Origin of the sequence: Sphingobium sp. 3R8 (assembly GCF_020166615.1) — a bacterium.
GTDB lineage: Bacteria > Pseudomonadota > Alphaproteobacteria > Sphingomonadales > Sphingomonadaceae > Sphingobium > Sphingobium bisphenolicum.
Map to the genome: position 1 here is coordinate 219,312 of NZ_JAIQXR010000006.1, position 9,065 is coordinate 228,376.

10 protein-coding genes and 1 tRNA gene are annotated in these 9,065 nt (G+C 65.6%); 2 read left to right on the forward strand and 9 right to left on the reverse strand.

The window, feature by feature from the left end; all coding sequences use genetic code 11:
* Positions 1–7 precede the first annotated feature (7 nt).
* Positions 8–589, forward strand: a complete 582-nt coding sequence (locus tag K9B33_RS08330; RefSeq protein ID WP_224548029.1) for a TIGR00730 family Rossman fold protein — start codon at positions 8–10, stop codon at positions 587–589.
* 133 nt (positions 590–722) lie between these two features.
* A complete protein-coding gene (locus K9B33_RS08335; RefSeq protein WP_224548051.1) occupies positions 723–1,673 on the forward strand; it encodes a phytoene/squalene synthase family protein in 951 nt (316 codons plus the stop codon).
* A 142-nt stretch (positions 1,674–1,815) separates the two neighbouring features.
* Here the strand turns inward: K9B33_RS08335 and K9B33_RS08340 are convergent, their stop codons facing one another.
* From K9B33_RS08340 to K9B33_RS08380, 9 genes are all read right to left on the reverse strand, one after another.
* A complete protein-coding gene (locus K9B33_RS08340; protein ID WP_224548031.1) occupies positions 1,816–3,162 on the reverse strand; it encodes an ammonium transporter in 1,347 nt (448 codons plus the stop codon).
* Between the two features lie 13 nt (positions 3,163–3,175).
* Positions 3,176–3,514, reverse strand: a complete 339-nt coding sequence (locus K9B33_RS08345; protein ID WP_004209785.1) for a P-II family nitrogen regulator — start codon at positions 3,512–3,514, stop codon at positions 3,176–3,178.
* Positions 3,515–3,670: 156 nt separating this feature from the next.
* Positions 3,671–4,246 (reverse strand): DUF924 family protein, encoded by a 576-nt coding sequence (locus tag K9B33_RS08350; RefSeq protein WP_224548032.1) that lies wholly within the window; start codon positions 4,244–4,246, stop codon positions 3,671–3,673.
* Between the two features lie 92 nt (positions 4,247–4,338).
* Positions 4,339–5,793 carry a metalloprotease TldD gene (tldD, locus tag K9B33_RS08355; protein WP_224548033.1) on the reverse strand — a complete coding sequence of 485 codons (1,455 nt, stop codon included), beginning with the start codon at positions 5,791–5,793 and terminating at the stop codon, positions 4,339–4,341.
* Positions 5,794–5,837: 44 nt separating this feature from the next.
* Positions 5,838–6,065, reverse strand: coding sequence for a zinc-finger domain-containing protein (locus K9B33_RS08360; protein WP_224548034.1), 228 nt, complete (start codon positions 6,063–6,065; stop codon positions 5,838–5,840).
* A 46-nt stretch (positions 6,066–6,111) separates the two neighbouring features.
* On the reverse strand, positions 6,112–6,372 hold the full coding sequence (locus K9B33_RS08365; RefSeq protein WP_224548035.1) for a hypothetical protein: 261 nt from the start codon (positions 6,370–6,372) through the stop codon (positions 6,112–6,114).
* Between the two features lie 36 nt (positions 6,373–6,408).
* Positions 6,409–6,484 (reverse strand) — tRNA-Val (locus tag K9B33_RS08370).
* 61 nt (positions 6,485–6,545) lie between these two features.
* Positions 6,546–7,565, reverse strand: a complete 1,020-nt coding sequence (locus K9B33_RS08375; protein WP_224548036.1) for a winged helix DNA-binding protein — start codon at positions 7,563–7,565, stop codon at positions 6,546–6,548.
* A gap of 232 nt (positions 7,566–7,797) precedes the next feature.
* Complete coding sequence (locus tag K9B33_RS08380) at positions 7,798–8,661, reverse strand: D-amino-acid transaminase (RefSeq protein ID WP_224548037.1); 864 nt, start codon at positions 8,659–8,661, stop codon at positions 7,798–7,800.
* Between the last annotated feature and the right edge of the window lie 404 nt (positions 8,662–9,065).

Here is a 9,065-nt window from a genome sequence, read left to right on the forward strand (position 1 = left end):
GGACATAATGAAAAGACTGGCTGTATATTGCGGATCGGCGACCCCCGCCGACCTCACCTATATCGACGCGGCGCGCCATGTCGGGCGGACGCTGGCGGAGCGCGGCATCGGCGTCGTCTATGGCGGCGGGCGGCTCGGCCTGATGGGCGCGGTGGCGGATGCGGCGCTGGAAGCGGGCGGCGAGGTGATCGGCGTGATTCCCGAAGCCCTGGTCGGCGCGGAGGTCGCGCATCGCGGCTGCACGGAATTGCATGTCGTCCAGACCATGCACCAGCGCAAGCAGCTCTTCACGGACCTGTCGGACGGCTTCGTCACCCTGCCGGGCGGCGTCGGCACGATGGACGAATTGTGGGAAGCGATCAGCTGGGCGCAACTGGGCTATCACAGCAAGCCGGTCGGCCTGCTCAATGTCGCGGGCTTCTACGATCAGTTGATCGGCTTCAACCGGCAGATGGTGGAGGCCGGCTTCATCCGCGCCCAACATGCGGGAATCATGATCCATGCCGACGGCATCGAGGCGCTGGTCGACGCCATGGCCGCCTATCAGCCTCACGAGACGATCTTCGCGATGAAGGCAGACAGGCTCTGACGGTATAAAAACGCATCCGTTCGCGTCGAGCGAAGTCGAGAAGCGGTTGGCGCGTTCCCTGTGCTTCTCGACTAGGCTCGAAACGAACGGTCGTTGGGTGACTTTCCTTGCAAGGCAGGGCATGTCTCGCCGCATGTCCTCTTCAATCCCCGACCGCCCCGCCCTCGTCGCCCACGCCCGCGACAGCATCGCGCGCGGCTCCAAATCCTTCGCCATGGCATCGAAGCTGTTCGACCGGAAAACCCGTGAGCGGGCCTGGTTGCTCTACGCCTGGTGCCGCAAGTGCGACGATATCGCCGATGGCCAGGATCATGGCGGCGCGATGACCAGCGTTTCGGATGCGCAGGCCCGTCTGTCGATGATGCGCGTGCTGACGGACAAGGCGCTACGCGGCGAACCGACCGGCGACCCGGCGTTCGACGGCTTCGGCGTGGTCATGCGCGAATGCGCCATCCCCGAACGCTACGCCCACGACCTGATCGAGGGATTCGCGCTCGACGCGCGCGACTGGCGGCCGCGCAGCGAAGCCGACATGCTGCGCTATTGCTATCATGTCGCGGGCGCGGTCGGTTGCATGATGGCGGTGCTGATGGGCGTGGACCCAAAAGACCGCGCGACGCTCGACCGTGCCTGCGATCTGGGCCTTGCCTTTCAACTGGCCAACATTGCCCGAGACATCAGCGAGGATGAAGCGGCGGACCGCTGCTACCTGCCGCAATTATGGCTCGCCGAAATGGACATTCCGCCGGGCGAGCATATGAAGCCCTGGGTCCGGTCCCGACTGGCGATCCTGTCGCGTCGGCTGGCCGACATGGCCGCCGCCTATGAGGACAGCGCCCGCCACGGCACCGGCGCATTGCCGCCCCGCGCCGCCTGGGCGGTGCTGGCGGCCGCCGGCATTTACGGCGACATCGCCCGCGAAGTTGCGCGCCGCGGCGAGCAGGCCTGGGACCACCGCGTTGTCACCCCCAAGCGTAAGAAGCTGGGCTGGGTAGCGCGCGCGGCGGTGCAGGTGGCCGGCCGTGCAAGTCGCTGGCCGGCCGCTGTGCCGCGCCCTGCGAGCCTCTGGACCCGCCCGGCCTGACGAAAAAAAAGGGCCGATGCTTTCGCACCGGCGCGTCCAAAAAAAAAGGGCCGGTGCTTTCACACCGGCCCAAGGCATGTTCGCAGGAGGAACAAGGTGAGGCGGGCGGCCCTTGCCCGACAGGCGGGCCGCCCTGCCAATCTCAATAATTGTAGGCGCGTTCGCCATGCTCGCCGAGGTCCAGGCCTTCCAGTTCGACTTCCTGGCTGACCCGCAGGCCAGTGACGGCCTTGGCGATGAAGATGGCGATGGCGGTGCCGATGCTCGCCCAGATGATGGTCACGACGACCGCTTCGACCTGAACCAGCAGCTTGGCGCCGATTGCATAGTCTTCCGCGCCGGGGCCACCGAAGGCGGGCGAGTAGACGATGGCGGTGCCGATGGCGCCGATCATGCCGCCGATGCCGTGAATGCCGAAGGCATCCAGTGAGTCATCATAGCCAAGCTTGGGCTTGAGGACGGTGACGGCATAGAAGCAGACGATCGAGGCGACCGCGCCCAGGATGATCGCACCGAACGGGCCGGAGTTGCCGGCGGCCGGGGTGACGGCGACGAGGCCGGCGATGATGCCCGAGCAGAAGCCCAGAGCCGAACCCTTATGACCGTTCAGCTTTTCGGCAAGCATCCAGAAGAGGCCGGCGGAAGCGGTGGCGACGAAGGTGTTGATCATGGCCAAAGCGGCCGATCCATTCGCTTCCAGCGCCGAACCGGCGTTGAAGCCGAACCAGCCGACCCACAGCAGGCCGGTGCCGACGCCGGTCAGGACCAGCGAGTGCGGGGCCATCGGCTCCTTGGGGAAGCCGATGCGCTTGCCCAGGATGATGCAGGCCACCAGCGCGGAGACGCCCGCATTGATATGGACCACGGTGCCGCCCGCAAAGTCGAGGGCGCCGGCCTTGAAGAAGTAGCCCGAAGCCGCCCAGACCATGTGTGCGATCGGGAAATAGACGATCGTCAGCCAGACGGCAGCGAACACCATCACGGCCGAGAATTTGATGCGTTCGACCACCGAACCCAGCACCAGCGCCACGGTGATCGCGGCGAAGGTCATCTGGAAGCAGATGAAGACATATTCGGGGATTTCGACGCCTGCGGTGAAGGTCGCAGCCTGCGAAGCGGGCGTGACGCCCTTCAGGAACGCCTTGTCGAAGGTCGAGATGAAGTTGGAAAGGCCGCTGGTGTAGTCGGGGCCGAAGGCCATCGAATAGCCGTAGATCACCCAGATCAGCATCGCGAGGCACGCGGCCGCGCCGATTTGCGTCATTACCGACAGCATGTTCTTGCTGCGCACCAGGCCGCCGTAGAAGAGGGCGAGGCCGGGCAGGATCATGGCCAGGACCAGAACGGTGGAGGTCATCATCCAGGCGACGTCGCCCTTGTCGACCGTGGCGGCGGGCGCCGCCGCGTCCTGCGCCCAGGCAGGCAGCGCGGCGAACAGCGACAGGCCGGTTGCCCCCGCTATCCCGCAAAGTTTCTTGGAAAAGGTCATTATTTCCCCCTTCTTACAGCGCGGTTTCGCCGGTTTCGCCGGTGCGGATGCGCACGGCCTGACCGACATCGAGGACGAAGATCTTGCCATCGCCGATGGCGCCCGAATTGGCGGCCGCCTGGGTCGCTTCGACCACGCGCGGCGCAAGGTCGTCGTCGCAGACCACCTCGATCTTGATCTTCGGGACCATATTCGTCGAATATTCGGCGCCGCGGTAGATTTCGGTCTGCCCCTTCTGGCGGCCGAAGCCCTTCACTTCGCTGACCGTCATTCCTGCGATGCCGAGCGAGGAGAGTGCCTCGCGGACATCGTCAAGCTTGAACGGCTTGATGATAGCCATGACAAGTTTCATGTCGCCCCCTGTTACTGGTGTGCGAGGGCATACTCAGCAAGAGGCGTGCCAAAACGCTAATGACGCGTTAATGCGGGCTTGGATCGCGGCCGCCTATGATGCAGCGCCGAAAAAATGAGCAGCAGCCATTCTCTGCCTAAAAAATGGGCAGCTTTTTTACCAGCCAGCACCCTTGGCCGCCGCGTCTGCCTCTTCCGGCAGCGTTTCGCGGCCCAGAGCGGCGTTGCGATGCGGGAAACGGCCAAACCGGGCAATGGTTGCATGGTGCTGACGCGCAAAATCGAGCGACCGTTCGTCGCCTGCGCCTTCGAACAGGGTTAGCGACAAATCCTGATCCTCGATCGCCTCGCTATGTTGGAAGGGCATGTAGAAGAACAGCCGGCCTGCCCCGCCGATCTGGATATCATAGCCGTGCGCGATGGCGCCGCGCGCCACATCCCGGGCCAGCGCATCGGTGGCGAAGGCCTGCGCCGTTCCGCGGAACATATTGCGTGGCATCTGGTCGAACAGCAGGACCGCCGCCAACGCATCATCGGCCCGGTCGAGAAAGGTTTCGGGCGGCAGGGCCCGCCTGTCTTGCCATGTTTGACGATATTGCCGGGCGCATTGCCGGTCGAACGACGGGTCGTGGCTCCACCAGCCCGCTTCGCCTACCTGATTGAACCAGAAATCCAGCAGCGCCGCGGCCCAATCTGCGGTCACTGCATCATGGCTGTCGGTCAGCATGTTCATCCAAGTCTAATGACGGACGGCCGCTTCGGTTCCCGCCACTCATATATGAAAAGGCTCCGGTCGCCGCGCTGCCGTACGGAGACCCTGGCTTGTTACGTCGCCGTGCCGCCGACCGTCAGGCCTTCCATCAGCAAGGTCGGCTGGCCCACGCCCGCGGGCACGCTTTGCCCGCCCTTGCCGCACATGCCGATGCCTTCGTCCAAGGCCCAGTCGTTGCCGATGCCGGCCACCTTGGTCAGCGCGGTCGGGCCGTCGCCGATCAGGGTCGCGCCCTTGATCGGATCGGTCAGCTTGCCATTCTTCACCTTATAGGCTTCGGTGCAGGAGAAGACGAATTTGCCCGATACGATGTCCACCTGCCCGCCGCCGAAGCTCTTGGCGAAGATGCCGGACTTCATGCGGCTGAGCAATTCGGCCGGATCGTCCTGCCCGCCCTTGATGAAGGTGTTGGTCATGCGCGGCATGGGGGCATGGGCGTAGCTTTCGCGACGGCCGTTGCCGGTCGGCGCGACGCCCATCAGCCGGGCGTTGAGCCGGTCCTGCATATAGCCCTTGAGGATGCCGTCTTCGATGAGGATATTTTCCTGCGTCGGCGTGCCTTCGTCATCGATCGAGAGCGAGCCGCGGCGATTGAGAATGCTGCCGTCATCGACCACCGTGACGCCGGGCGCAGCGACCCGCTGGCCCACCCGGCCGGAAAAGGCACTGGTGCCCTTGCGGTTGAAGTCGCCTTCCAGGCCATGGCCGATCGCCTCATGCACCAGCACGCCCGGCCAGCCGGGGCCGAGCAGCACGGTCATTTCGCCCGCAGGCGCCGCGATCGATCGCATATTGACCTGCGCCTGGGCCAGCGCTTCGTCGATGGCGCGGTTCCAGACGGCGCGGTCCATCACTTCGTCATACAGATAGCGCCCGCCAATCCCGAACACGCCGGTTTCGCGGCGGCCATTTTCTTCCAGGATGATGGAGACGTTCAGGCGGACGAGCGGACGGATGTCGGTCGCGGTGAAGCCGTCGGCACGGATGATCTCAACCACCGACCAGCTGCCGGCCAGGCTGACCGACACCTGCGCCACACGCGGGTCGCGGGCGCGGGCGGCGGCATCGATCTCGGCGCACAGCTTCACCTTTTCGGCGAAGGGGACGATCTCCAGCGGGTTGGCGTCGGTATAGAGGTGGCGATTGGTGCGCTGGGGCGGCGGCGCGGGCGGGCTGCTGGCCGGATCGAGCAGGGTCAGCGTCTGCGCCGCCTTGCGGATCGCCGCTTCGCTGATGTCATTGGCGTGGGCGAAGCCGGTCATTTCGCCCGATACGCCGCGCAGGCCGAAGCCCGCGTCGGTCGAATAATCGGCGGTCTTGAGTCGTCCGTCGTCGAAGCCGAAGCTCTCGCTTGCCCGATATTGCAGGTAGAGTTCGCCGTCGTCGCAGGCTTTCAACGCCTCGGCGGTCAGGCGCCGGGCGCCATCGGGATCGAGCAGACCCGCACGATAGAGCAGGCCGCGGGCGTCAGTGAAGCCGGGGGTGAACAGGGGAGCGAGATCGGTCATGCCGCCCGATATAGGGGCGGCGGTCCCCAAGCCCAATGGAAATTTTAAAGGCTGGCGCCCGATGCGATATCCGGCTTGGTCACGATCTCGCCATTGTCGGCAGCGCCGCCGATCAGCACGAAGCGCCGGTCGCAATAGCCGCAATCGACATAGCCATGTTCGTCGATCTCCAGGAAGACGCGGGGGTGGCCAAGCGCGGCAGGGATATCTCCGCTGCCGTCGCAGGACACGCGGGATTTGGAGACTCGGAGGATTTCGGGCGGTTGGATCATGGGACGCGGGATTAGCAGCGGCCGCGCTGCGCCGCAATATCCGCCGTTACATCAATGGCAGGCGATGGCGGGTGCACGGCCTGGGGCCGTCCGCCTTGGCCGCATTGGCGACGGAATGCCAGCGTGTGCAATCGCTGACCGCTATCACCGCCAGCGGCGACAACATCAGCATGAGAGGCATGAACGTGCCGCCGAAGAAAGCTGCGAATGGCATGCAGTAACAATGCGATATCCATGCTTGCTGCACGATGAACGTTACGGATGCGGATTGATGGCGGTGCTGGCCCGCGCCCGCCTGTTTTGTCATAAGCGGTCCTCGGGACCGCTTCTTCATCGGTGAAACTGGTGGGCGATGACGGGCTCGAACCGCCGACATTCTCGGTGTAAACGAGACGCTCTACCAACTGAGCTAATCGCCCCCTCTCGGGAGAGCGCCTATCTACGGCAAAAAGCGCGGCGGTCAAGGGTGGAAGGACATGATCAGGCGCCGAGCAGGCGGCGGCTGGCGCCGAACCAGCGGGTGAGCGCATCGGCAGCCTCCTGCGCCAGAGCGATGAAGACGCGGCGGCCATCATGCGGGTCGGCATGCCGTTCCACCAGTCCCTTGTCGGTGAGCGTCCGAATCCAGCGCAGCGCGGTGGTCGGTGGCACGGCAGCGGCGATGCAGAGGCTCGACACCGAGACCCGCTCATGGTCCAGCCGGGCGGCAAGCAGGTCCAGCATCATGTCCCAGGCCGGATCGGCGAACAGATCGCCGGGCAGGAAGTCTGCGCGGATGCGCCGGGCGCGCAACAGGTCGCGGACCTGGGCGGCGGTGATCGCGGGCGCGGCTTTCTCCGCCGTCTGGGCCAGCGACCCGACAGTCGCGCCGATCGGGGCCAGCGCAGGCATCCCGATATAGTCGCTCGGCCGATCGGAAATGCGCGGACCCAGGTCGAAGCTGGGCGTCGCCATCCGCGTTCGCTCCGTCAGCGCGTCTAGCGTGCGGGCGAGGCGGCCTACCTCCTCGCTCAACTGCTGGAGCCGGGCGCCTTCCCGGTCGACTTCATGGACATGACCGACGACCGGCCGATGTTCGCCCGCGGCGACCAGCGCCGCGGCCAGTTCGGTGCGGTCGGGATCGCAGAGCAATTGCGTATGCGGGCCGCGCAGGCAGGCGAAGGCGAGTTCCACCGTTTCCCACCCGGCGACCAGGATCACCGCCATGCCATTCTGGATCGCCTGAGTTTCGAGCTGCACCAGCAGCCGTTCCAGCAGCGGCGTCATGGCCGGGCAGAAGAACAGGACCGTGTCGCACTGGGCCTGAAGGTCGAGCCGGACCGGGGCGTCGGCCAGCGCGGTCACGCCCAGCAGGCGGAAGCCCGCCGCCGCGGCCACCGGCGCCAGGTCGGGCGCGTCCATCCGGTCCGCGATCACCAGCAGGCTGGCGCGCTCGTCGCGCGGCGCCAGCGGAGTGGCCTGGCCGGTCAGGGGGTGGGCGTAGGAGAAATCTTCCATCATGATCCGAATCCTGTTCTACCTTCGTTCCGGAGAATAAAGCAAGAACGGATCGTTTCAGCCCCACACAATGCCCGTTATGGATAGGGTCTGGAGCAAAGCCGTCGCAGGGTTGCGCGCCTCGCCCATCTGGCGCGATCTTTCGTCCAGCTTGTCGCCGTTTTGGCGGGAGAATGCAGGAAGTTTCCTATCCTCCCAACAAAGGATGAAGCCACCTCCATAATGGAGTCAATTGTCACACCGCCGTCGCGCGGGCGAAATCGAGGTAGAGCGCGCGCAGTCGCATCGCGACCGGGCCGGGCGTGCCGTCGCCCACTGCCTGCCCGTCGATCCGGACCACCGGCAGGCACAGGGTCGAGGCGCTGGTGATGAACGCCTCCTTGGCGGCCAGCGCTTCATCGACGGTGAAGGCGCGGCGGATGACGGCGATGCCGCTTTCCTCCGCCAGCGCCGTCAGCGCCGCGCCGGTGCAGCCGGCCAGCACCGACTGGCTGTAGGGGCGGGTGACGATGCCTTCGTCGGTGACGATGAAGGCGGTGGACGATGCGCCTTCGGTGACGAACCCGTCCTCGACCATCCAGGCTTCCTGCGCGCCGGCGTCCTTGGCGGCCTGCTTGGCCATGGCTTGCGCGAGCAGCCCGACGCTCTTGATGTCGCGCCGCGCCCAGCGCAGGTCGGGCATGGTCGCGACGGCGATGCCGGTCTGCACGCCGGGCAGATCGACCACCGGCTTGTCCTGCATGAACATGAACAGGGTTGGCTGGATGTCGGGCGAGGCGATGAAGTCGCGGCTGGCGTCGGCGCCGCGGGTGATCTGGAGATAGACGAGGCCTTCGGTCAGGCCGCTGCGGGCGACCAGTTCCTTCTGCGCGGCTTCGATGTCGGCCAGGCTGAGCGGCAGGGCGATGCCGATCGCGGCGGTGGAACGTTCCAGCCGGGCGAGATGGCTGGCGCTGTCGACCAGCCTGCCGTCGATCACGGCTGCGACTTCGTAAATGCCGTCGGCAAACAGGAAGCCGCGGTCGAGCGGGGAAATGCGGACGTCTTCGAGGGGCAGGAAGCGGCCGTTCAGATAGGCGATGGCGGTTGAGGCGGACATGGGGGCGGGTGCGATCCTTATCGGGTGGGTTTGGCCGCCGCTTTTGCCGGTCGGGTCTGCGGGGTCAAGGGGTGAGGGGCAAGGACCGTCGCGGTCGGGTCACGCATCGAAGTTCACACCGTCGCTGGCGTTTTTTCGGGGACTGAGGATTCGAGAATGCGACGGAATGGCGTGGGTGAGGCAGGGCGCGCGTCGCGGTCAGGCCTCGGTTGAGTCTCGCATAGGTATCGCGGACGCGCCACCTGGGTCACGCCTACGCGCCTGTGACGCGCCATCCGGGTCACGGGGTATGGGATGGGGTGGGAGACAGGGCGTTGTTGCATCCCGCAGGGTAGATCAGAGAAAATCCTACATTGGAAGGGTTGGTTGAGGGAGGGATGTCGAGGTAAGGGACGCGTCGTGGA

Excerpts from the sequence above, each read along its gene's own strand:
- K9B33_RS08360 (WP_224548034.1), bottom strand. The coding sequence starts at position 6,065 with ATGATCCAACCGCCCGAAATCCTCCGAGTCTCCAAATCCCGCGTGTCC.
- K9B33_RS08345 (WP_004209785.1), bottom strand. The coding sequence starts at position 3,514 with ATGAAACTTGTCATGGCTATCATCAAGCCGTTCAAGCTTGACGATGTC.
- K9B33_RS08380 (WP_224548037.1), bottom strand. The coding sequence starts at position 8,661 with ATGTCCGCCTCAACCGCCATCGCCTATCTGAACGGCCGCTTCCTGCCC.
- tldD (WP_224548033.1), bottom strand. The coding sequence starts at position 5,793 with ATGACCGATCTCGCTCCCCTGTTCACCCCCGGCTTCACTGACGCCCGC.
- K9B33_RS08330 (WP_224548029.1), top strand. The coding sequence starts at position 8 with ATGAAAAGACTGGCTGTATATTGCGGATCGGCGACCCCCGCCGACCTC.
- K9B33_RS08375 (WP_224548036.1), bottom strand. The coding sequence starts at position 7,565 with ATGATGGAAGATTTCTCCTACGCCCACCCCCTGACCGGCCAGGCCACT.
- K9B33_RS08340 (WP_224548031.1), bottom strand. The coding sequence starts at position 3,162 with ATGACCTTTTCCAAGAAACTTTGCGGGATAGCGGGGGCAACCGGCCTG.
- K9B33_RS08365 (WP_224548035.1), bottom strand. The coding sequence starts at position 6,372 with ATGACAAAACAGGCGGGCGCGGGCCAGCACCGCCATCAATCCGCATCC.
- K9B33_RS08335 (WP_224548051.1), top strand. The coding sequence starts at position 723 with ATGTCCTCTTCAATCCCCGACCGCCCCGCCCTCGTCGCCCACGCCCGC.
- K9B33_RS08350 (WP_224548032.1), bottom strand. The coding sequence starts at position 4,246 with ATGAACATGCTGACCGACAGCCATGATGCAGTGACCGCAGATTGGGCC.